The following is a 24,753-nucleotide window of genomic DNA, read 5'->3' on the forward strand; positions in this document are numbered from 1 at the left end:
TAGCCCCAAGGAAAAAATTTGCTAAAAAAATATATACAATTATACTAAATTTTTCCTTCCTTGGTTTCTATTTTTTTCTTTCATCATCCCTAAAAATTGGTATAATTAAAGTCATGTAAAAAATACATGAGCTAGGAGGACTCTTGTCTGATACTATTATTTTAAAAGGTAAAGAAGCTGCTGATTTAATTAAAGATCGCATTAGCCAAGCTACGGCTAAATTAGCTCAAGAACATAATATTCGTCCTAAATTAGCAGTAATCCTTGTAGGTGATAACCCTGCTAGTGAAATTTACGTACGCCAGAAAGCTATTCAAGCGGCTGCTGTAGGAGTAGAAACAGAACTATTCCGTCTCGACGAAAATGTAGATTTTGAAACCCTGCTTGATTTAATCAAACGCTTAAACGCAGATGATTCTATTAATGCGGTTATTCTCCAATTACCTCTACCTCTGCATTTAAAACCATTTACTTACAAAGCAATGATTGCTATTGATAGTAAAAAAGATGCAGACTGCTTTAATCCAAAAAATATTGGTTTAACTTTCTTAGACCGAGCTAACATTGTTCCTTGTACTTCGCATGGGGTATTACAAATTCTCGATCAGTACAATGTAGATGTTCTTGGTAAACATGTGGTAATTGTTGGAGCTTCCAACATAGTTGGTAAACCTCTAGCTTTAGAATTAATTAACCGCAATGCTACAGTAACTACATGTAATATTCATACGAAAAATATTCGTAGCATCACAAAAACTGCAGATATTTTAGTTGTAGCTATAGGGCATGCAAAATACTTCGATCACACTTATGTAAATAAAGACTGTATAGTAATCGATGTAGGTATTAACCAACTGCAAAATAAATCTTACGACCCAGCATTAGCTCAAGCTGTAAAAGAGCAAGGGGAAGAAGCACTAGCTCTAAGCTTTGCTAAAGCAAATGATTTAACTATCGCCGAAGCTAAAGAACAAATTCACTACCTCACTCGAGAAAAATTTACTGTAGGTGATGTGGATTTTGATGACCTAATTGGCAAATGTGCTATGGTAACTAAGGTTCCTGGTGGTGTAGGTCTGCTCACGGTAGCTAACCTTCTGCACAATACCTTAATTCTTACCCTACTACAAAAGAAATTAAACTTTGAAGATTTTGGTTTACAAAGACGTTACATTCGTGATCGTCAAGATACTAGCCATAAATAAGCATAAAAAAAGAACTCATTGCGAGTTCTTTTTTTATGTTTTTAAACTACTTGTATTCTGGTTTCCACATGCTTTGTTCTACCACTTGCTCCCAGTTATCAGAAGTAACTTGAGCAACACCTTCAGCTTGAGCTTGTTTAGCTACAGCTACTGCCACTTTAGCCGAAGAAGCACGGAGTTGACTTACTGGTGGTAAAATTGCATGTCCTAGTTCGGTAGGGTTTACTTGATCTGCTACCGCTTGAGCTGCTGCTTCGAGCATAGCATCAGTAATAGTACTTGCTCGAGAAACAATTACTCCTAAACCTAAACCAGGATAAAGTAAAGCATTGTTACCTTGACCAATATGGAAAGTTGTGCCTTGATAGTCAAATGGTTTAATTGGAATACCAGTACTTACTAAAGCCTTACCTTGAGACCAATTAATAATGTCTTCTGGCATAGCTTCGATTTTTTCAGTTGGATTTGATAGAGGTAAAATAATTGGACGCTCTACGCCTGCACTCACGGTTCTAATTACTTCTTCGGTAAAAGCACCATGGTCAGTTGAAGTACCAATTAAAATCGTTGGTTTAACATGACTTACTACTTCTAATAAGCTAATTTTACCATTAGTACGATGCCAGTCTTTTACTTCAGCTGGATCACGAGCATATTCTTGCTGATAGTCAGGTAAATTTGCCATATCCGAAGTTACTAAACCGTGAATATCAATTAACCATACGCGAGCTTTTGCTTCTTCGCGAGTTAAACCTTCACGTTGCATAGCTGCACTAATTTGGTCAGCCATACCTGTACCAGCAGTACCTGCTCCATAAACCACTAAACGTTGATCTTTGAATCCTTGTTTAGTTACTTTAAGACCCGAAGTTACAGCAGACATTACAATTGCCCCAGTACCTTGCATGTCATCGTTAAAAATACGATATTGGTCACGGTATTTTACTAAAATACGACGAGCATTGCTTGCCCCAAAGTCTTCAAAGTGCAACATAGCATTTGGGAAGTACTCGGCAGCTACTTTTAAATACTCAGCAATAAAGGCATCATATTTTTCCCCACGTACACGAGCATGACGGTTACCTAAATAAGCTGGATCAGCAAGTAAAGCTTGGTTATCTGTACCCACATCTAGGTTTACGGCAATAGCACGGGCTGGGTTAACCCCCGCAGCTGCTGTATACACGGCTAGCTTACCTACAGAGATATCAGTTCCATTTACACCCCAGTCACCAATACCAAGAATAGCCTCGGCATCCGAACAAACCAGAAGATCTACATCATCGGCACCTAAACCTAAATTAGCAAAAGCCACACGTATATCTTCAGGATGATCAATTGAAAGATAAACGGCACGCGAGCTACGATAATTAGCACTCCACTCTTTAATAGCTTGCCCAATTGTTGGATCATATACAACTGGAAGCATTTCTTCTAAGTGATCGGTTAAGAGCTTGTAATAAAGCACTTCATTACGATTATGTAAAGCATCAAGATAAAAATATTTTTCAATATTTTTTTCGAATGCCGAATACTGCTTATATGCACGCGTAGCTTGTTGTTCTAAAGTTTCTACACCAACTGGTAAACGTCCTACTAAACCATATTTAAGTCTTTCATCACGAGTGAAAGCTGTTTCTTTATTAGTTAATGGATTAGTATAAACTTCTGGTTTGTTCGTCATATTAAACTCCAAATTTAAGTAGTCTAAAAAGGATACTGTTTATTATAACTAATATTAAAAATATGGACAAGATTATATTAAATAACCTAACTTTACTTTTGGTATAATTTTTAATTGTGTTATAATTCTAAAGTTTAGCTTTAGAAGTAATTTTTTATATCTAATATCAAGATTTTTATTATGAATATTCTCGTCTTAGATTCATCCTTTGACAAGATGCAAGCTGCCCACTATTCTTTTAATAAAGATGGTGACTTCCAAGTGCTAAGTGCCTTTTCACAACAAAAAGGTGCCCATGCCCAACAAGCTTTGCACATTTTACAAAACATTGCCACAGATCCACAGACATCACAACCTTATTCTGAATATCAGTATTTAATGTTTAATCGTGGTCCTGGTTCTTTTGTGGGAACGAGAATTTCAACTAGTCTTACGCAAGGTATAGCAACGGTTAACCCGCAGCTAAAAGTAATTGCAGTTTCTTCCCTGCAAATGTTAGCGGCACAAATTCAGCTGTTAAGCGATCTAGCGAGCCAAGCTAATTTAGACCTAGCCCCTTTTGCAAACAAGACGAAAATATTTGTGGCTATAGATGCCAACATGGGCGAAAGCTATGTTGCTTGTTTTGATCGAGAATTAAATCTGCTTGGTAGTGAACAGCTAATTAAAAATGCTGAACTTGAAACCATTTACCAAGCTTTAAATTCTCCAGAACTTATAGCCGCAAATAATTACACTCATAAATTTGGCTTTGAGGTGAAAGATCAAGTCATTTTAGTGGGAAATGCCTGGAATAAATATTATCCAGTTGGACAAACTCTTGCCCAACAACTAGGTGATGAAGTTGTTGCACGTAATCTTTATCCTTTAATTAGTCAGTACTTTGAGCAGTATCTTAAAGTACCAGTAATTGAAGGACAAACTCGTGTTGCAATCGAAGCAGACGTAATGGATGACATTTTTGCATTCTTTGAGCAAATCACTGAATTACCTGATGTTCGCTTTTTAGCTCCATTTATTCAACGTAAAATTGCCCAACAAGATTTTACGCCTCGTCTTGCAATAGAACCAACATACATTCGTGACAAAGTAACTTACTAGTTGAAAAAGGGATCAAGAAGTTTATAAGTTTTAACCCTGCTTATTTAATAAAGCCCATTAGTTTAACTTTCTTATGACTTCGAATATTATTGATACCTTAAGTGCAGTATGGTCATTTTTCAATGACTACCTTTTAATCTTCTCGTTACTTATTTGTGGCGTATTTTACTTTTTCCTCTTAAAAGGTCTGCAATTACGTTACCTAAAACATTCATTTACTTTATTATGGGATAAAAACACTTCCTACAATGACGATAAAGTAAATATTTCTCCTGTACAATCATTTTTAACGGGTCTTGCAGCTCGTATTGGTATGGGGAATATTGCCGGGGTGGCTGCTGCTATAGCAGCTGGTGGTCCAGGTGCGGTATTCTGGATGTGGGTAGCAGCCTTTTTAGGGATGGGGACTGCCTTTGTTGAAAACACACTCGCACAAGTTTATAAAACTAAAATTGCTACGGGGGAATTTAAGGGCGGACCAGCTTTTTACATTACCTATGGTTTAAAAAGTAAACTAGGAGGCTTACTCTTTAGTTTAGTGTTAGCCTTTACTTATGGTTTTGCTTTTATCTCTTTACAAACTAACCAAATTTCCGAATCCCTAAACTATGCCTTTGATATGCCAAAATGGATTGTTGGCTTTATCCTAGTGTTTTTAACGGGGATAATTATTTTCTCTAACCTAAAAACCATAGCTAACGTAAGTGGGGTATTAATTCCAATTATGTCAGGATTATATATCCTCATGGCTTTAATCCTCATAGTTTTACATATTACCGAGTTACCAAGAGTAATCTACACTATAGTTACTTCTGCTTTTAATACCGACTCAGCTTTTGGAGCAACGATTGGTGTGGCAATTAACTATGGGGTTAAACGTGGTTTATTCTCTAACGAAGCTGGGATGGGTTCATCTCCTAATATTGCAGCTTCGGCAAATGTAAAACACCCTGTGAGCCAAGGTTTTGTGCAAATGGTGGGGATTTTCTTTGATACAATTGTAATTTGTTCTTTAACTGCCTTTATGGTACTCATGGCTGGAGTTTATGGTACCCCAGCAGGCGTAGGTCTTGAAGGTGCTTCATTAGCTCAAGCTTCAGTTGAAGCCTTTATGGGACGTTTTGGTGCTGAGTTACTTGTATTTATTATCTTCCTCTTTGCCTTTACTTCAGTATTAGGTTATTACACTTATGGTTCGGTTGGGATTTATTATATTACTGACAATAAATGGATAGCTAACCTTTATCGTATTGCCGTACTTGGTTTTACTTTCTGGGGAGCTTACAAGTCGCCACAGCTAGTATGGAATACTGCTGACGTATTCATGGCTGTTATGTGCTTTATGAACGTTATTGCTTGTTTACTCCTTTGGCGTCCTTTATATACAGTTTATAAAGACTACCGTGATCAGTTAAAAGCAGGTATTAAAACTCCAATTTTTGATGTGAGTAAATATCCTTCTTTAGCTAAAACTCTTCCTGAACCAGAAATTTGGGATTCGAGCCGCCACAACAAAGAAGGACAAAGCACAAAAGCCAATATAACTGTAGAACAACCATTTAAATAAAAAAAGAGCCACTATGGCTCTTTTTTTATGCTTAAAATAAGTAGTAAAGGGCTTGATAAGGTTGAAGATAAATAGTATCTTCGTTGGTATTATTTACCCAATCTAAGTTGTTTAACAGTAAATAATCATCGAGATCTTGATGCTCTAATCCCTCTGGAAGATCAACAATTTGTAATTGCTCGCCAAGATTTGCCACTACCCATAAAGTTTTACCTTGGTAAGTACGTTTGTATGACCAAACATCTGGGTTGGCTGGATCGAGATCTTGATAGTCACCCAAGCTAAAAATAGGATGAGTTTTGCGGAGTTTAATTAGGTTTTGATAGAGATAAAACACTGAATCTCGATCTGCAAGGGCTGCTTCGACATTAACCTCGGCATAGTTTTTATTTACTTCAAGCCAAGGCGTACCTGTGGTAAAACCTGCATGGGCTTGAGTGTTCCATTGCATTGGCGTGCGACTATTATCTCGAGATTTTTGCCCTAAAATAGCAATAATTAAATCATGCTCCAAGCCTTGCTCTTGCATAATTTTATACATATTCAGACTTTCGACATCGCGATATTGCTCAATGCTGGTAAAACCAGCATTAGCCATACCTATTTCCTCACCTTGATAAATATATGGCGTACCTTGTAGACCATGTAAAATCATCCCCCAAAGTTTAGCACTTTCTTTTAGGTAAGCTTCTTTACCAAAGCGACTAGCTACGCGCGGTTGATCATGGTTACACCAAAAAGTAGCATTCCAGGCTTTATTATGCATCCCTTGTTGCCAGTAAGAAATAATTTGCTTTAACTCAACAAAATCAGGTTGAGCAAAGGTCCATTTTTCTCCTTGCGGGTAATCTACTTTGAGGTGATGGAAGTTAAAGGTCATCGACAATTCAGTACCTTCTAAGTTGGCATATTTTTGACAATTTTCAAGACTTGTCGAAGACATTTCCCCTACGGTCATAAGTTTACATGGACTTAACACGCGTTGATTTAGTTCTTGTAAAAACTCATGAATGCGCGGACCGTCGGTATAGAATCTTTTTCCTATCCCTTGCTCATCATTGGCAAAACTCTGATCTTTAGAAATCAGATTAATTACATCTAAACGTAAACCGTCAACGCCCTTGCTTGCCCAGAAGTTACAAATTTTATAAATTTCTTCGCGAACTTGGGGATTTTCCCAATTTAAATCCGCTTGCTCAACGGCAAAAAGGTGCAGATAGTATTTTTGTGCTTTTTCATTCCACTGCCAAGCATTGCCACCAAATTTTGATTGCCAGTTATTTGCTTGCTCGCGCCAAATGTAATAATCATGATAAGGAGAATTCGGATCTTGCCCCTCAATAAACCATTGGTGTTGCGTTGAAGTATGGTTAAAAACCATATCCATAATTATGCGAATATTACGAGCATGAGCTTGACGAACTAACTCCTCAAAATCCTCTAAAGTACCATAGCTAGGATCTATAGCATAATAATCAGCAATATCGTAACCATTATCTACTTGAGGAGAAACATACATCGGAGTTAACCAAATCGCATCTACGCCCAGCTGAGCTAAATAATCCAAACGGGAAATTATGCCCGCAATATCTCCTGTTCCCGAACCTGTAGTATCTTGGAAACTTTTAGGATAGATTTGATAAATAACTCCTTGTTGCCACCAATTTTCCATTTGTAATTCCTTTTTACATAAGTGTAGGTCTATTTACCATAGACCTACAAAAACCAATTAAGCTGCTAAAGTACCTTTAGCTTGACGACGTTTGTAAACAATAACAGTTAGAGCCACTGGCACTACAATTGCAATTAACATACAAAGAGCAAATACACCCCAGTAGATAGGTTGAATTGAAAGAATACCTGGTAAACCACCTACGCCCACACTATTAGCGAGAACGCCAAATAAACCACTCACAAAAGCCGCAATCCCTGAACCAATCATAGCACAAAGCATTGGGAAACGGTAACGTAAGTTAATACCATACATTGCAGGTTCGGTTACTCCTAAGTAAGCTGAAATACATGCAGGTACAGATACTTCACGTTCATTTTGTTTACGAGAAATTAAAATAATACCTAGTACTGCCGAACCTTGCGCAATATTTGAAAGGGCAATTAATGGCCATACGGAAGTACCACCCATGTTTTGGATTAACTGGAAATCAATTGCTAAGGTTGTTTGGTGTACTCCTGTAATTACTAATGGAGCATAGAAGAAACCAAAGAGTGCCGAACCTATTGGAGCAAAGCTACCAGTCATTGCTAGTTTAACTACATAAGCTACGCCATCACCTATTTCACGTCCTAGAGGTCCAATTAAAGCATGAGCTAAAGTTACACCAATAAGTAAAGTTAAAATAGGGACTAAAACTAGATCTAAGAAGCTAGGAATAACTTTACGTAAGCCACGTTCGATCCATGCTAAAGCCATAGCTGCTAAAATTGCTGGGATAACTTGAGCTTGGTAACCTACTTTTTCAATACTAAATAAACCAAAATCCCATACATCAGGAGTTACACTACCTAAACCGTAAGAGTTCATTAGTTGTGGGGAAACTAAGGTTATACCAAGAATAATGCCCAGAATTGGTGTTCCCCCCATTTTACGCACTGTTGACCAACAGATACCTACAGGAAGATAGTGGAAAATTGCTTCTCCAAGTAACCATAAGAACGAATTTAAAGTATCAAGGGCAGGATATACTTGCGTTAAGGTTTGCCCGTCGATCATTGGGATATCCCCAATAACATTACGGAAACCTAAAATAAGACCCCCAGAGATTAAGGCAGGGAGTAATGGAATAAAGATTTCAGCAAAGTGAGAAATTAAAGCTTCATACCATTTTTGGTTTTGTCGAGCTTGAACTTTTAATTGATCTTTACTTATGCTCTTTAAGCCTGTGTACTCAAGAAGAGCTTGATAGTATCTGCCAACTTCAGGTCCAATAATTACTTGGAATTGCCCTGCATTAGTAAAACACCCTTTAACAAATGCTAGATTTTCGAGTTTTTTTACATCTGCTTTTTCAGGCTGATTTAAAACAAAGCGTAAACGCGTCACACAGTGGGTTACTGAGATAATGTTATCTCTACCTCCCACATACTCAACTAACTGAGCAATATCATCTTTTGTTATTTCACGTGCCATAGATATATGCCTTCCTACTCAGAGTCATGATTATTTTATCTGGAATAACTTTATAATAATTAAAGTAAACATATTTAAAATGTGCATTTAATTCAATTATATGAATTTAAAACAACAAAAATGATAATTTTGTCGGAATTATGGCATAGATCACACTTTGTAAGAGCAAAATTGATTCTTTTTGATCAAAAATATATCTATCTTGATCTATGCTCATAAGTTATAATATACAGGTCAATATTTTTGACAAAAATTACCCTTCTACTCGGAAAAAGGACTAGAAATATTGAAAATCGTTAAATACTTAATTGGACTTTGCAGTCTAATTCTTTTTATCACTCCTCAGGCATTTAGTGTTATTCTTCCCCCTGGTACAAAACTTGCAAGCAAACAAGAGCTAGGCTATGCAATTTCGCGTACCCCAGAGTCTTTAGATCCTGGTATTAATGTAGACTGGTCAATTCAACAAGTACAAAAAAGTCTTTTTGATACTTTGTTACGTCAAGACTATACAGGTAAAATAGTCGGAGTAGGAGCTGAGCGCTGGGAAACTAGTGCTGATGGCTTAACTTGGACTTTCTATTTACGTCCTCAAGCAACTTGGACTGATGGTCAACCTGTAAAAGCTCAAGATTACGTTTATGCATGGCAAAGAATTATTGATCCTAAAACGGCAAGCTTAGGAGCAGATTATATCTCTGCTTTAAATCTGCAAAATAGTGAACAAATTCGGGCTGGAACTCTACCTGCAACTAGTCTTGGGGTAGAAGCCAAAGATGACTTTACTTTAGTATTGCATCTAAGCAAACCTACGCCATGGTTAGAAGACACTTTAACTCTTTTACCTACAGCTCCTGTACGCCAAGATATTATTGAAAAATATGGTCAATCTTGGACTAGCCCGAGCAATATAGTTTCTAATGGACCTTATGCGTTAAAAGTAAATCGACTCAATGAGCTAGTTTCCTTTACTTTACGTGATGACTATTGGGATAGACAAAACATTTATATTACTAAAATTAATTACGAAGTTTTACCTAAAGGGACAAGTTCGTATATGAAGTATTTAGCAGGCGATTTTCTTACCGCTCGTATTCCTGCCCAATATATAGAGCAAGCATTAAAAGAGCGCAAAGATGAAATTATTGCCGAGCCTTATCCTTCAACCTATTCTATAGTAATCAATACGCGTAAACCAGCTTTACAAGATGTGCGCGTGCGTCAAGCTTTAAGCTTGCTGATCGATCGCAACTTTATTGCCCAAAAATTCTATCGTTTTTATACGCCAACCACTATAGTAGCCCCAAAAATTCTTGCTGATGGTCAAGAACAAAGTGAACAAACAAATTTACTTGATCCACAGCAACGCCAAGCAAATATTGCTCAAGCTATTAGCTTACTTAAACAAGCTGGCTATACTAAAGAAAAACCTTTAGTTCTTTCTTGGCTCTATACGCGAGGCAATGAAGCTGATCGAAATAACATTGCTATAAGTAGTATGCTAAGTGACTTTTCTCAGGGCTTAATAAAAATTAACCTTGTTGCTAATGATTTAACTACCTACTACTTTAAAATCCAAAAGTATGATTTTGATTTAGCTTTTTACATTATGAATGCTGATTTCTATCATGTAGCTAGCTTTTTCAATGTCTTTACCCCAGGTAATAGCAATAACTTTTCTGGCTGGAGTAACGAGGAATTTAACCTGTTATACAATCAAGCTTATAACACCCAAGATGACAGACAACGTCAGGCAATTTATGAGCAAATGAATCTTATTTTACAAGAACAAGTGCCAGTAATTCCATTTTTACTTAGTTCGCGTGTAATTGTAAAATCTCCTGCTTTAGGCGGTTTTAATGGTACTTTACCATTTACTTATATGCGTGACTACTACATAATTGCCGACAAATCTATTGCCCCAGTGCAATAAAAAATAAAGAGAGAACCTAACCGTTCTCTCTATTTTTTTAAGCAAAAATTAAGCTATTATGAGTATAATAAAGTCAAGCTTTTAACTTTTTTCCCCTTATGACTATTAGATTAGAAAATGTTCTCTTACAAAGAGGCAAACAAGAATTTACTTTTAACTTAGAAATCCCCCAAGGACAAAAAGTAGCAATTATTGGTCAATCTGGAGCAGGTAAGTCTACTTTAATTAACCTAATTGCAGGCTTTATTCCCTTACAAAAGGGTAAAATCTATATTAACGATAAAGAAGTAAGTCGTACTTTACCAAGTGAACGTGGTTGTGTTTTAGTTTTCCAAGATAACAACCACTTTCCCCACTTAAATATGTATAAAAATGTTGCCTTAGCTTTTACTCACAGTAAATTACCTAAAGCCCAACAGCAACAACAAATTGAGCAAATGTTCTCCTACCTCAATATTAGCGAAGTTAAGGATAAACTCCCAAAAAGCTGTTCAGGAGGACAATTGCAACGTGCAGCTCTAGCAAGGGGCTTTTTATTCCCTCGCTCAATTTTATTACTTGATGAGCCTCTTTCTGCCTTAGATCCAGAAAATGCTGCTAATGTAGTTAACTACTTAAAAGAACAACAACAAACTATGTTAATTGTTACCCATGACCTCGAAGCGGTAAAACCTCTAGTTGATAGAATTATAACCATTAGTGAAGGGCAAGTTATTGCCGATCAAGTAAATTTAGCTAAAATAAAACCTTCGGTTGTTTAACCGAAGGTTTTATTTTTAATTTGCTCATCTGTAATGATTTCAAAGTTATTGGCTAACATATAAGTATTTTTCATTTTAGGGTCATTAAACCAACGCTCTGGAGAAATAATTTTTGCTTCAGGGTTAGGATTTAAATAAGCTCCCCACCAAGAAAAGGTTGAGTTAGCAATTATATTATGTTGGCAACGACTCATTAACATCATTGCCAGATAATCAGGAATTTGCTCAGGAATATAAACCACTTGGGCACAGTTTTGTGGATAGGTAAAAGCCTGCTCACACCAAGGAATATCATCAGAAAAAACTATGAGCTTAAATTTTTCTAAATGAGCAAATTTTTCTAGAGCTAAATGATAATAGTCAGCTTCGAGCACCCGACAAACATCGGGAAATCTTAAATAGTCACCACGGCGCACATGTAAAGAAACAGTAGGCAAACTCGAACCTAAGTATTCTTGTTCGAGAGCTTGTAATTCTGCTTCTTGTTCAGGCGGGAGACTAAAGAGTTTAAGAATATCAGGACGATAGTGCTTAAAGTAATGATAGCTCATGAGATGACTATCTATAACCACATGAACATGTTGACGCTCAAAAGGATTAAGCGGAAATAACACATGCTCTCCAGGTAAGTCAACGGTCAGATCACTTACAACATGTAAGTCATCGATCATGGCACCTATAATGGCAATACGTTCTTTAGTTGCAAGCGGAACTTGCCAAAAAATATTATTAATATAATTAGGAAAGGTTCTGCCCTGAATTAAACTATGCACATCATTATTTACATACCACCTTTGGGCTGTAGCCCGAGCCATAGCATAAGTGGATGCGATCATAAACATTTGGTTGCCTAAACCACCTGAAGGATATAGTAAAAACATTTTATTGCTCTAAAGGTTTATCGTCAATACCGTATTTTTCTTTTAATTTTTCTAAAGTACCGTCAGCTTTTAATTTTGCAATAGATTTATTTAAGGCTTCAAGTAAGGCTGTATCTTCTTTACGTACAGCAATACCTAAACCTTGAGAAATCATTGGGTTATATACTGGTTGCCCTAGTACTTTTACTCTTTGACTTGGATCTTTTAAGTATTTATTAGCTACATCTAAAGATTCAAATACTGTTTGCACACGCCCACCTTTTAAATCCAGCATAGCTGTATCAAAAGAAGGATAGGTTCTTAAAGTTACATTAGGAACGTGTTCTTGTAAATAAACTTGTAAGGTAGTACCTTGTTGCACACCAATATTTTTTAATTCACTTACACTCTTAAGTGGAGAATTATTATTTACAATATATACGCCTGGAATTGGATCAATATAAGCGCTAGTAAAGTTTACGCGTTTTTTACGTTCATCAGTAATAGATAAAGCTGACACTACCATATCAGTCTTTTTAAACAGTAGATTTGGAATTAAGCCCTCGAACGCACCGCGATCTAGTTTACAAGTAACACCTAAGTCAGCACAAATATAGTTAATTAACTCTACATCAAAGCCTGTGAACTGACCTTGTTCATTTAAATATTCGTACGGATAATAACCGTCTTCAATACCAATAGTTAAAGTTGAAGGGATATTATTTGCATTTGCTTGCGCAAAAGAAAGAGCTGAAGCACCTAAAGCACAAGCGGTTAACATTTTTTTAATATAAGACATATGTTCCTCGTTAATTTGTTTGTTGTTTATGCGTTACTCATTTTAACAAATTTTTATTGTTTTGCTAAAAATACTTTGTCATCTTGATTAAGATCATACTTCGCATAAAGTTGGGTTAATAATCCTTGACTTCTAGCTTGTTCTAAAGCTGCGTTAATTTGCGCAAGAAGTTCAGTATTACCTTTGCGTACGGCAATAGCTGTACCTTGAGAAATAAGATCACTATATACAGGTTCGCCTAATACTTGCACGCGGTTAGTTTGATCATTGAGGTATTTTGCACTTACGTCAATAGATTCAAATACAGCGTCTACTCGACCTCCTTTTAAATCTAACATTGCTGTATCAAAAGAAGGGTACATTTTAATTTGCACATTTTTTGGTAGAGCTTGTTTTAAATACACCGCTAAAGTAGTACCTTGTTGTACTCCTACTACTTTAAGTTGTTCTATTTGTCCAGGAGCATTATTTTGATTAACAATAAATACTCCAGGTTTAGCTTCAATGTAAGGAGTACTAAAGTCTATACGTTTTTTACGTTCATCAGTTATTGCTAAAGCAGAAATAACCAGATCAGTTTTTCTAAAAATTAATTCAGGAATTAAACCTTCAAAAGCACCACGTTTTAAAACACAATTAACTTGCATTTGCTGACAAACAAAGGTAATTAACTCTACATCTAAGCCTGTGAATTGACCTTGTTCGTTGGTGTATTCATACGGATAATAACCGTCTTCAATACCTATAGTTAAAGTTCTTTGTGGTGTATTAGCTAAAACATTAGCAGAAGTAAAAATAGAAGCAATTAAAGTTGTTACAGTTACAAAAGTTTGAAATAGTTTCATAATCACATCATCCTTACATCATTAGAGCTTACCTCTAAGATGAATATTCTAAAAAGCAAACTTTTTCTAAAAAAACTCGGGCATAGAGAGAATAAGCCTAAGCTAAAGAGACCTTGTCTTAAAAAAACAAAGTATTTTTAAAGTTCGAAAAAGATGCCATGGCAAAAACAAAAATGGTCAAAAAACCAAAAAGTAAAATGGCTAAAGAACCAAATACAAATAAGGTTAAAGAACCAATGAAAAATGGTTGAAGAACCAAAAAAAGTAAAATTAAAAAAATGGGAAATTTTTTTGCGATTGCCTAGAAGTAGGCATGCATAGAGGTACGAACTAACTTACTCTAAGGGCTAGAGTAACTTTAGTTGCAAATTAGTGATGGTGATGATGGTGATGATGAGCAGAAACGATTTGAGTGAAATTGTTACTACTTAATTGATATATTTTAAAACTTCTACTGAGTTTCATAGTAAAAAATTCCTAATTAAATAAAAAAATAAAACTTGTATATTTATACTATAACAAATTTAATAATTTTGCAAGAGTAAAAATAAAAAAAGAGCTGAATTTTTTTCAGCTCTTAAATTTCTAATCCTAATTTAGCACAAATTCCTTTGTAACAAGCATAAGCACTTGACCAGCACCACTGGAAGTTATAGCCTCCAAGTTGCCCTGTAACATCGAGCACTTCGCCTATGGCATATAAGCCTGGAACATGGTTAAATTCCATAGTTTTTGAGGAAACTAACTCGGTATTTATTCCCCCTAACATAACTTCGGCTTTATCATAGCCATTGTCTTCAAGAGCTAAAAACTCATGCTCTTGAATAAACTGACATAAAAGCTCAATTTGGGCATTGCTTAATTGGGCTATTTGTAACTTAAATAGAGGTTGAATTTTTTTAACTATATGAGTAGTTAACTTATTGTGAGCTTGCACTTTTTCCCAAAGTTCTACTAGGGAACTAGGTAAAATTTTATGCAAGAGATTTTTTACTAAAGCCTTGGCACTAATACTTATTTCTACTTGAGCATTGGCAGTTTGGGTGTAATCAGCATCTCCTTCTACTGTATATTGGGCAAAAGAAAAATTTAACTTGCCTTGCTGTCTAATTTGAGCGAGAAGATCACCTAGATCTAGCTGAGGTAAAAAGTTTAAATAAACTTTTTCTCCTGGTTGCCAATAGTTAGAAATTTGTAATACCGCTGGACCACTAATTCCTTGATGGGTAAAAAGGAGATTATGAGTAAAGCTTTTACTTTTGCTGGCATTAGAAGCACGCACAAAAACACTACAGCCCATAATTTGCTTGTAAAAACTATTTTCTCCACAATAGGCCAGAGGCACTAAACCTGGACGTTCAGGCAAATAAGGAGCTTTGTCGGTTTGCTTTAAGATAGCAAGATCCTTATACCAAGTACTAACTTGTAAACGCGGATAAGCCAAGCTTCCTGAAGCAATTACCGCTAGTGGACTAGAATATTTATTTTGGCGTTGATCTACGAGAATTATATTATTTTCTTCTTGATACAGATCGCTAATTGCCGTTTGCCAATGCCAGTTAACCTGAGCTTGAGAATATAAAGCATTAGTTTCTATTTTTTCGAGCAAATAGTTAACTATAGCTTTAGCCCCTTGGGCAGTAAAATACTTTTGCTCTTCTTTAACTTGCATTTCTATTTGGGCTTGACTAAATTGAGCAATTATATCCCAGTTAGTTAAGCCTTTAAGAGCAGAAATAGCAAAGAATCTATTGTTACTTAAATAGTTTTCTTTGTCTACTTCGAGATTAGTAAAGTTGCAAAAGCCACCACCCGAAATAAGTATTTTACGTCCAGGCTTTTTGCCAAGATCAAAAATATTAATTTGCAATTTATGTTGGGCAAGTAAATGAGCTAAAAACAAGCCCGAAGCACCTGCACCAATAATGTTTACACTTGTTAAACTCATCTTATGCTTGCTCTATGGTAAAGGAAATAACTTCGGCAATACTTGCCTCTTGCATTGCCAGCATAATAAATCTATCGAGCCCTAAAGCTATACCCGAGCACTCAGGCATACCATGTTTTAAAGCCGCTAAAAGCTTTTTATCTACGGCTATAGCCTCTTGGTTATTTGTTGAGCGTTGATAGAGATCAGCATGAAAACGTTGCTTTTGTTGTTCCCAGTTAGTTAACTCGTAAAAACCATTGGCCAATTCTATGCCTTTATAAAAGACTTCTGCCCTTTGAGCTGTACGTGGATCTTCGGCAGTAATTTGGGCTAGAGCTGCCTGACTCGCAGGATAATTGTAAATAGCTACAGGATTATTTTGCCCTAAAAATGGTTCAATACAAGTACTAAATAAAAACTCTAATATTGTATCCTTGTCATATTTGTCCGCGTGGTATAAGCCAAAATTTTTGGCATGCTCAGCCAGTTCTTTATGGTTGGCAGTTAAAGGAGAAAAACCTAGATACTTTTTAAAAATAAATTCATAGGTATAGCGTTCGAGCATCTCAAAGTTAAAAAAGACATGAAAGAGCTCTTCTACTTCATCGAGCAAGCGTTGTAACGTATAGTTAGGTTGATACCATTCGAGCATGGTAAATTCAGGATTATGCTTTTTACTTGTAGGCTCATAACGGAAACATTTACAAATTTGGTAAATTGGTCCCGATCCTCCCGCTAAAAGACGCTTCATAGCAAACTCAGGTGACGTATTTAAAAAATACTCTTTGCCCATGTACTCAGTTTTAAAACTATCTAAATGCACATCGGTAACTGCTGCTTGAGCTAAAATTGGAGTTTCTACTTCGATTAAGCCCTTATTATCAAAAAATTGACGAATTTTTTGAATAATCTTATGACGCACTTTTAAATCGTGACGCGTCATTTTACTTTGCCATTCTACGCCTTCTAAATTAATTTGTTCCATACTTAGATAAATGTTGAAAAAAGTCTTTGGAGCCTGCTCCAAAGACTTTAAGTAATTATTTTACACTCGCAATTACCACTAAAGCTTTTTCGCCTTTATAGGTTACCTTGCGATCTACAGAAGCAAACACTGCTTGATTAGATTTAATTGCTAAACTTTGTGCATGTACGCTTTGGTCATTAAACTCAAGAGTACCTTGAGCATTTAAGAAATACCAAATTGAAGCATTGTCAGTTTGATAAGTATCATTATTATTTAACTCAACAAGCTTGTAAGTAAATTCTTCACTTGGTAAATCATAATCACCTTGAGCATAGATTTTTGGTGTCACCGCTTGCGTATCAACTAAACGTAAATAAAGTTCGCTATTTATGTGTTTTGTCGTTAAGCCACCACGTACTACATTGTCAGAGTTAGCCATAACTTCAACTAAACGTCCTCTTAAGTAAGCATGCGGAATATTTGGCCCTTGATAAATACCTTGGAAAGGTTCGAGTTTAACGAGGTTGAAAATGTAAAAACTAATTAAACCTACATCAAGATTATCAAGTTCCATGCATAAGCTTTTATAAGTAAAGGCTACCCAGTAATCTGGATCTTGATTTGCCAGCTCTACATTTAAACCGTCTTGGTCATAAGTGAAAGTAGTTATATCCGCTGCTTCTAATTGACGTTCAATTAGATTGTCATAAAGTTCTACTGCCGTCTGAATATGCTCACCAAGAAGCTCTTTTAATTCTGCTTTTGACTTAGTGAAAAGTTCGGCATAAGCTTGCCCTAACTCACGACTAGCAATAAATTCTTTTAATTGGGCTAAAGCTGGTTTACCTTCAAGTTTAGCAAGAACATTTTCTTTACTATCAAAACCATGTAGTAAGTACATAGGCGTTAAAGCCATCCCAAATTCAGGTTTATGGTTTTTATCCTTAAAGGTACGATTAGCACTTTTTAGGTTAATCCCAAGTTTATCTTCTTGAGCATAACCTTGCTCAGCCGTTTGCTTATCTGGATGAATTTGAATCGATAAAGGACGAGCTACGTCAAGAATTTTAAATAAGAAAGGTAAACCTTCATTACGTACTTGCTCATCTTGCCCCTGAACTAGAGGTTGCCCATAAGCAATATTGTAGTTTAAGAGCACATTATAATCTTGATGTGCATCTACTTCAATTGGATCTTGGTTTGGGTTTTGGGCATAAAAACGGCTAGTTAGGTATTCTAACTGTGCCCCAGGAATAACTATGCTCGCCTGTCCGCTTGGATGAGTACCATACCAAACTTCAGCAATTTGTTGTTTTTCGAGACCATACTCTTGGGCTAAATACTCTTTACCGCCCCAGTCATAATCTTTGGTTACGCCATGCAGTAAAAATACCCCACGTGCTTGGGAAGCAATTTGGGCAAGACGATGACGTTGAATAACTTCTTTAGCATTGCCTAGATTTAGTTTTTCCGCACAGTATAAAATCGTATCAAAATCCTTTTGCCCTTTAGGTTTAAACTTAAAGGCACGTGGCATACCCTGAATTTGAATAACTAACTGGTTCTTTTCATCAACTTTAAAATCAGCTATAGCTTCATTAGGAATTACCCCGTATTTAGTTGCCACACTATTTTCATTGACAACTATACGATGAGGATTTAAATAGCTAATTTTTATTACCAGAAGCATAACTATAAAAGCTAATGTCTGGGTAAATACATCATCTTGCGATTTGAAAATGGCAAAAATCATTAAAGCAATAAAAACTAAAACAAAAGGTTTTAGTTCACGCTTATAGTTAATTACAGCCTTAGCTTCTTTAGTTACTTTTAAATAAAGATTGGTACGAAAATCTAATAAGATTGCACCTACAATAAGGATTACTAAAAATATATTAGTCAACATAAATTAGACTGGATAAAAGTGAAACTGGAATTGTATTTTTTGCCCTTATTTTACCACTATTTTGCAATTTTAGGGCAAAAAAAATGCTACACCTAATGTGCAGCTAAGAAAAAATGGTGGGACCACACGGACTTGAACCGTGGACCAAGCGATTATGAGTCGCCTGCTCTGACCAACTGAGCTATGGTCCCATTTTTTTTATGACTTGGCTATTATAACATAGAAAAAACGATAAAAAAAGAGCCCAACCAGAGGTTAGGCTAACTTTTTTCTTATTTTTTTGATTTTTTGGTAGTTTTTTCTGCTTTAGCTTTAGTAGTTTTAGCTTTTGTTGCTTTAGCTTTAGTTGCTTTAGCAGGAGCTTTTTCTTCTACTTGTGGTTTGTTTTTTGCTAGAGCTTTGTCTAGACGCTCACGCATCATACGACCCATGCATGAAGCATCACCTTGGAAGAATTTTTCTACCTTATCTTTACCTGAGAATTGTTGAGCAATGTTTAAACGCTCTAATGGGTTTTCAATCATACGTAGAGCTGCTTCAACATATTCTTCAGTTGTTTTAGCTACTGTCCACTCAGGGAAACCTAAGTAGTGGAATAAACCATCGTCAATGTGCTCAAATACTTCTGGACCAGTTTTACAAATACCTGGTAAACCTGCAGTAATAGTATCCACAATACCGTTAGTATTACCGAATGGGAATGGGTTTAAGAACATATCACATTTTGACATAATGTTCATATATTCTTTATAACCTTTGTGTTCGTGAACAGTTACATTGTCTTTACCTAATGCTTGTTGAATAATATTTTTAATGTGCATATGGGTAAGACCAATTGCTTGACCAATTAAGAAGTGGAAATGGATTTTCTTCTTAGATTTATCAAGAATTTGTTTTAATGTTTGTAATAGTTTAGGGTTAAATTTCATAATAGTTGCAGCCATTACGATATTAACCACTTCAGGATCAAATTCACGTTTAGTATTTAAATCTAAATCCTGAGCAAACATTGAAGGACGATAGAAAATATCTTTTGGTAGACGCATTAATTCTTCAGAGAAGCATTTAGGTGTGTCTTCACCAACATAAATATCTTCTACTACTACATAATCAATGTACGGAGAGTTAGTTGTAGCTGGGTGACCTAGAGCTACCATTTGTACTGGAGCAATACGTAAACATGTCATGAAAATTGAGTTTAAGAACATCCCAATTGATGGCATGTAGAATACGTGTGCACCACATTGTTCAGCTACATCACGAACAAATTTAACTTGTTCAAATAATGGAATATTGTCTTTGATTGGAATATATTCGTCAAATACGCCGTGAGTTTCTTTACCTACACGGTTTTCTAGACCCATACCGATTACGTGGAACTCTTTACGTGCTTCGTCAATACAACGTGAGTGAGTACGCCAAATTGAGTGACCGCCTGAGAACCATTCTAAAAGCACTAATAATACAGGTTTTTCACCTTCTTTAACTTCTGTAGGTAAGTTAGGAACGTCACCAATACCAGCTTTTTCTAATTGTAAACGCATTAAGCGGTTAAGTGGTTTTTTAATATCGTGACGTTTTGGTGTATCTGCATATGAACAGTGCATGTAAACATCGTGAAGGATAGAAACTGGAACTGAATCTAATGAATCTAGTTCATAGAGTTTTTCAGGTAACCATTGTAAAAGTAATTCACGTTTGTCATGAGCTGCTTGAGTACCTAATAAACGTGGAGATAATAAAGCAAAGCATAATTGACATGTTAAGTGACGATTTACTTGCCATAGACCTTCAAAGTTTAGAGGTACGTTTGAATCTGGAAGATAGAACATAGCAAATTTAGCTAGGTTTTCCCCACCGATTACAGGATTGTTAGCATCTTCACTTTGGTTGAAAGCTTGAATAATGTGATCAGCATTACGGAACGGAGACGCCGCAAACATCATCTCTACCCAACGTTGAAGGTAAATCATTTGACTAAAGCCATGATCACTGATTGTGAAGTTTTTATGTAAGAATAAGTACGTAGTCGCACTAATAATTCTTGATAAAAAGTGTTCGGTTAGTTGATCATTTAACGCTAATACAGGAACATTAGCAGTAAATTTTTCGGTTAACTTCCCTAAGTCACCATCTAAATCACGTAAAAAACCAATGAACTGACGTGCAGCTTCTTCGAAGTTATGATGATAACAGTTATATTCGTATTTATTTAAATTAAAAGCCATACAACACTACTTTTATTTATTTTTAAAAATTTTTGAATGTAAATTATCTTGAAAAATCAAGAAAAGTGATATTTAACTTGGATTATTATAATCAAACTAAAACTTACCGCTTATATTATAGTCTTTTCTACAAACTAATGCTTAGTTTTTCTTAATCCAGACTTTTATTTAGACAAATAAATTTAAGAAAAATCACAAACTTTTAGAAAAAAAAGTCTCTTGTAACTAAATTAAGCGACTACCATAATATAAAGCAAAAATAGCAAAGAGAGAAATTACAATCCCTAAAAGATTGATTTTTGTAAGTTTTTCTCTAAAGAAAATAATTCCAGCTACCAGAGACAAGATTATTACGCCAATGTTCATGGTCGTAAAAACAAAAGCTGTTTCTTGATGTAACTCTTGGTGAGCACGAATATAAGTATAAATGTTTGTAAAGTTTAAACAACCTAAAAGAAGTCCAACTAAAAGCGAAGAAAAATTAAACTTGGTTCGGGTAAGTAAAAGGTAAATAAACATTAAAATGGCTGCCAGAACAAATACTCCGCCTAATAAAGCAATTGTATTTTTTACGGCCATAATTTTAAATATTATGTCTATTACCCCATAGCCTAACCAAACTAAAAACAACCACACAGCTGTATGTTGCTCTTGCGATTTAAAATCTAAGCGTAATGGAACTTTAGGTTTATTTAAAAGCATCAGTAAGGCAATAAAAGCTAGAATTATCGCTCCTATGGTAATATAATTTAGTGCCTGACCAAATAAAACAAAGCTAGCAATAATACCAAGAATCAGAGAAAGGCGATTAGCAGTATCAGCCTTAGCTACTCCCGAGCTTTGCACTGCCTTACCCATAAAAATAAAAACACTAGGTAAAAGTAAACCTAATGCAAAAAATAAGTATAAATTGCTCTTGAGGATTATAGATTTTGCATCTATATTATTATAATCAAGGAAAAAATATGCTATTAAAGCGGCCGCAATATAATTCCAAAAAACTATTTGTGCTATCTCGATTTTTGTCTTACGCACAAGTTTTAAAAGTAAAGATACTGCAACACTGGCGCAAATAGCGATTACTAAAAAATACATAACTTATCGCCTAAAACCGTGTAAAATAAATAAGTATTATAACTTAGATTAGGTGTGGTTCTCAATTCAACATTTTTATTTCTAGAGAGGTAGGATATGCCCCGCTGGTTGATACTTTTAATGATCATATCGGCTTTCGAATTATTACAAATATTTTTAATTTTAGTCATCCGCTGGGTAGTACAACGTCGTACCAAAGTACTTTGGCTTGCTTATGCTTTAATTTTAATCCTAGGTAATTCTCTTCTCATTATTGCCGTTAATCGTATAAGCTCGTGGGGATTCATGATCTTTGTCATGTATCTGACCTTGCTCTGGATGTTCTTTTTATCCTCGGTGGTGCTAATTTTTGCCCACAAGGTTACTGGCTCGCGTTATCCAGTCTTTTTTAAATGCTTAATTCCTCTAGGTTATTTTGCTCTTCTAGCCTACGCATGGCATAATGCCCATTCGCCAGCTATCCGCGAATACCGTGTGGAAGTAGATAAGCCTTTAGCTCAACCTTTAAAAATTTTAGTGGCAGCTGATCTGCACCTAGATTATTTAGTTGGCAATAGAGCTATTCAACAATTGGTTGAGGTTAACAAGCAAGTAAAACCAGATCTGATTCTTTTACCAGGCGATATTATTAATGATGACGCTGCCGTTTTCTATAAATATCAAATGGAAAAAGACTTACAGCAACTTCATGCTCCTCTAGGAGTTTATGCCTCTTTAGGTAACCATGAATTCTATGGTCTGCTTAAGCAAAATATTGAAGCTATAGAGCTGTCAAATATTAAACTCTTACGTGACCAAGCTGTAGTAATTAATAATAGTTTTATCCTTGTGGGTCGAGAAGATCAAACTAACCCTTACCGTAAACCTTTACGCCAAATTCTTCAAGGTTTTAAAACGCAAAACCTACCTGTAATTGTTATGGATCACCGTCCTTATCTTGATGAAGCTACACGCAATAAAGTAGATATTCAAGTTTCTGGACATACTCATAACGGACAAATGTTCCCTATGAATTACGTGGTAAGTTCAATTTATGAACTTGCTTATGGCTACAAACAAAAAGAAAGCAGTCACTTTTTCACCACTAGTGGCTGGGGCTTCTGGGGATCGCCATTCCGCTTAGGCTCACAAAGAGAAGTTTTTGTTCTTGAAGTTGTTGGCAAATAAAAAAATTGTCCTCTGCAATGCAGGGGACTTTTTTTATGGCAAAAAAAAGGGAAGGAGATAAAAAGATCTCCTTCCTATTTTATTATTTTAAACGATTTAAGTAGTTAGAAGCTAAGTTTTTGAAAGCAGTAACATTAGTTACATTACTATTGCTTCTTCCTTGCGGTAAGGCTACTGTACGTGGATTACGTGGTACTCCATTTACGTGAATTTCATAGTGTAAATGTGGACCAGTAGTTAAACCTGAGTTACCTGAATAAGCAATTAATTGCCCACGACGTACTCTTTGCCCTACACTTAACGGCGTTGACGATAAGTGCATATACACCGTAGTATAAGTACGATCATGTTCAATTACTATATAACGTCCTGCTCCACGTGCTTGGTAAGCTACTTTTGTTACTCGACCATCAGCTGGAGCGTAAATAGGCGTACGTATAGGTAAACCAAAGTCAATTCCGTTATGCGGACGTAAGCGTCCGGTAACTGGGTGACGACGATTTGGATTAAAGCCTGAAGTTATCGTTGGGGTTTTCCCAATAAATGGATATCGGTTAAATACCATTTGTTGTGGACGTTGTCCTTTGGCATCATACCAAGAGCCACGATATAAAAAGGCATAATAACTATTGCCACCTTGAGTTACTTTAACCGCTTGCACATTACGGTAAGAATCATTATAAAGTTTATCACCCACATATTCACGATTCGAGAGAATAGTTACTGAGGCGTTACGTTGTACCGAACCGCCATTTAACTGCATGCTAATAATTTCATTAATTGCACTTGCAGTACTATCAGCAATTCCCATAGCACGAAGAGCACCAGCTAAGCCAGCTCCACCTACTGTTCCTGAACGTGAATCTAATTTAACTTGAGAAGGACGCGAATAGCTTTCACGATAGTAAGGTTTACTCGCATTATCTTCACGAATATAACGAATTTCTACTTTTAAATCTTTAGCAAAGCTTAAGTAATTAATCTGACCATCTTCGGTGAAGTAGTAGGTTAATACTTGCCCACGTCTTAGGTTATCTAAGCCGTCGCGGTTGCGTTTACTTAAAGCTAAAATGTTGTCTAGGTCTTTTTGGTTTAATTCAGCCTGTGGGAATTGTAATTTTAACGCATTGGTTAAAATGTCTTTAATGTTTTCCCGATTACTTTGTACCTCATGGCTGTTTAGGTCTTTTAAGTTTGCCACTAAACTATTTAGTTCAGTAAAGTTACGGTAAACTCTTTGCAGTTGAGGTGAAACAAAGTTTTGATTATTTATTAAATCATCTACACGATTTAAAGTAAGAGACTTTATATCACTTACATCTTGTAAGTCTATACGACTAGAAGTATCTACGTCAACGTTATCATAGTCGGTATTTATGTTGCCGGCTGCTATACCCCGCAGCTGATTTAAATGATTGTAATATAAACCACTACCAATTAAGGCAAAGGCAACTAAGTACATTACACGTACTATAATGAGGAAATTGCGACGTTTTGGATATTCTACGGGAGAAATGTTCACAATCTATCCTGAAATCTATCAAAGGTTAATAAATC

The 24,753-nt window shown here is 35.8% G+C and carries 18 protein-coding genes and 1 tRNA gene; 6 read left to right on the forward strand and 13 right to left on the reverse strand.

Going from position 1 to position 24,753, the window contains the following annotated elements; genetic code table 11:
• The first annotated feature begins 143 nt into the window (after positions 1-143).
• Positions 144-1,205: a bifunctional 5,10-methylenetetrahydrofolate dehydrogenase/5,10-methenyltetrahydrofolate cyclohydrolase gene (locus CJP74_RS04825; protein ID WP_119497148.1), complete on the forward strand. Its 1,062-nt coding sequence runs from the start codon at positions 144-146 to the stop codon at positions 1,203-1,205.
• A gap of 46 nt (positions 1,206-1,251) precedes the next feature.
• Here CJP74_RS04825 and CJP74_RS04830 read toward each other — a convergent pair whose 3' ends face one another.
• Complete coding sequence (locus CJP74_RS04830; protein WP_119497149.1) at positions 1,252-2,889, reverse strand: NAD-dependent malic enzyme; 1,638 nt, start codon at positions 2,887-2,889, stop codon at positions 1,252-1,254.
• Positions 2,890-3,069: 180 nt separating this feature from the next.
• On the opposite strand from CJP74_RS04830, the gene tsaB reads away from it, so the two are divergent.
• Together tsaB and CJP74_RS04840 are read left to right on the forward strand one after the other, a co-directional pair.
• Positions 3,070-3,990: a tRNA (adenosine(37)-N6)-threonylcarbamoyltransferase complex dimerization subunit type 1 TsaB gene (gene tsaB / locus CJP74_RS04835; protein WP_119497150.1), complete on the forward strand. Its 921-nt coding sequence runs from the start codon at positions 3,070-3,072 to the stop codon at positions 3,988-3,990.
• Between the two features lie 73 nt (positions 3,991-4,063).
• Positions 4,064-5,557, forward strand: coding sequence for an alanine/glycine:cation symporter family protein (locus tag CJP74_RS04840; RefSeq protein ID WP_119497151.1), 1,494 nt, complete (start codon positions 4,064-4,066; stop codon positions 5,555-5,557).
• 31 nt (positions 5,558-5,588) lie between these two features.
• On the opposite strand, the gene treC is transcribed toward CJP74_RS04840, so the two are convergent.
• Both treC and treB read right to left on the reverse strand, forming a co-directional pair.
• A complete protein-coding gene (gene treC, locus CJP74_RS04845) occupies positions 5,589-7,229 on the reverse strand; it encodes an alpha,alpha-phosphotrehalase (RefSeq protein WP_119497152.1) in 1,641 nt (546 codons plus the stop codon).
• A gap of 57 nt (positions 7,230-7,286) precedes the next feature.
• Positions 7,287-8,705, reverse strand: a complete 1,419-nt coding sequence (treB, locus tag CJP74_RS04850) for a PTS trehalose transporter subunit IIBC (protein ID WP_119497153.1) — start codon at positions 8,703-8,705, stop codon at positions 7,287-7,289.
• Positions 8,706-8,991: 286 nt separating this feature from the next.
• Here treB and CJP74_RS04855 point away from each other — a divergent pair, with 286 nt between their 5' ends.
• On the forward strand, positions 8,992-10,638 hold the full coding sequence (locus CJP74_RS04855) for a peptide ABC transporter substrate-binding protein (protein WP_222986942.1): 1,647 nt from the start codon (positions 8,992-8,994) through the stop codon (positions 10,636-10,638).
• Between the two features lie 98 nt (positions 10,639-10,736).
• Complete coding sequence (locus CJP74_RS04860) at positions 10,737-11,399, forward strand: ATP-binding cassette domain-containing protein (RefSeq protein ID WP_119497155.1); 663 nt, start codon at positions 10,737-10,739, stop codon at positions 11,397-11,399.
• Here the strand turns inward: CJP74_RS04860 and CJP74_RS04865 are convergent.
• The 9 genes from CJP74_RS04865 to CJP74_RS04905 form a co-directional block, all read right to left on the reverse strand.
• Entirely contained in the window at positions 11,396-12,280 is an 885-nt protein-coding gene (locus tag CJP74_RS04865; RefSeq protein WP_119497156.1) for an alpha-1,2-fucosyltransferase, read from the reverse strand. The genes CJP74_RS04860 and CJP74_RS04865 overlap by 4 nt on opposite strands.
• 1 nt (position 12,281) lies before the next feature.
• The gene (locus tag CJP74_RS04870) at positions 12,282-13,058 is read right to left on the reverse strand and encodes a substrate-binding periplasmic protein (protein ID WP_119497157.1); all 777 of its coding nucleotides are present in this window, start codon (positions 13,056-13,058) and stop codon (positions 12,282-12,284) included.
• Positions 13,059-13,111: 53 nt separating this feature from the next.
• A complete protein-coding gene (locus CJP74_RS04875) occupies positions 13,112-13,903 on the reverse strand; it encodes an ABC transporter substrate-binding protein (protein WP_119497158.1) in 792 nt (263 codons plus the stop codon).
• Between the two features lie 577 nt (positions 13,904-14,480).
• Positions 14,481-15,851: a BaiN/RdsA family NAD(P)/FAD-dependent oxidoreductase gene (locus CJP74_RS04880; RefSeq protein WP_119497159.1), complete on the reverse strand. Its 1,371-nt coding sequence runs from the start codon at positions 15,849-15,851 to the stop codon at positions 14,481-14,483.
• Position 15,852: 1 nt separating this feature from the next.
• Positions 15,853-16,818: an elongation factor P--(R)-beta-lysine ligase gene (epmA, locus tag CJP74_RS04885; protein ID WP_119497160.1), complete on the reverse strand. Its 966-nt coding sequence runs from the start codon at positions 16,816-16,818 to the stop codon at positions 15,853-15,855.
• A gap of 55 nt (positions 16,819-16,873) precedes the next feature.
• Positions 16,874-18,706, reverse strand: coding sequence for a mannose-6-phosphate isomerase, class I (manA, locus tag CJP74_RS04890; RefSeq protein WP_119497161.1), 1,833 nt, complete (start codon positions 18,704-18,706; stop codon positions 16,874-16,876).
• A 114-nt stretch (positions 18,707-18,820) separates the two neighbouring features.
• Positions 18,821-18,897: transfer RNA gene (locus CJP74_RS04895), tRNA-Ile, on the reverse strand.
• A gap of 81 nt (positions 18,898-18,978) precedes the next feature.
• The gene (locus CJP74_RS04900; RefSeq protein WP_119497162.1) at positions 18,979-20,934 is read right to left on the reverse strand and encodes a peptide transporter; all 1,956 of its coding nucleotides are present in this window, start codon (positions 20,932-20,934) and stop codon (positions 18,979-18,981) included.
• Positions 20,935-21,159: 225 nt separating this feature from the next.
• Positions 21,160-22,029 carry a DMT family transporter gene (locus CJP74_RS04905; RefSeq protein WP_119497163.1) on the reverse strand — a complete coding sequence of 290 codons (870 nt, stop codon included), beginning with the start codon at positions 22,027-22,029 and terminating at the stop codon, positions 21,160-21,162.
• Between the two features lie 120 nt (positions 22,030-22,149).
• On the opposite strand from CJP74_RS04905, the gene CJP74_RS04910 reads away from it, so the two are divergent.
• Positions 22,150-23,196, forward strand: a complete 1,047-nt coding sequence (locus tag CJP74_RS04910; protein ID WP_222986945.1) for a metallophosphoesterase — start codon at positions 22,150-22,152, stop codon at positions 23,194-23,196.
• A gap of 82 nt (positions 23,197-23,278) precedes the next feature.
• Here CJP74_RS04910 and CJP74_RS04915 read toward each other — a convergent pair whose 3' ends face one another.
• Entirely contained in the window at positions 23,279-24,718 is a 1,440-nt protein-coding gene (locus CJP74_RS04915) for a peptidoglycan DD-metalloendopeptidase family protein (RefSeq protein ID WP_245958043.1), read from the reverse strand.
• Between the last annotated feature and the right edge of the window lie 35 nt (positions 24,719-24,753).

Origin of the sequence: Psittacicella melopsittaci (assembly GCF_003585925.1) — a bacterium.
Lineage (GTDB): Bacteria > Pseudomonadota > Gammaproteobacteria > Enterobacterales > Psittacicellaceae > Psittacicella > Psittacicella melopsittaci.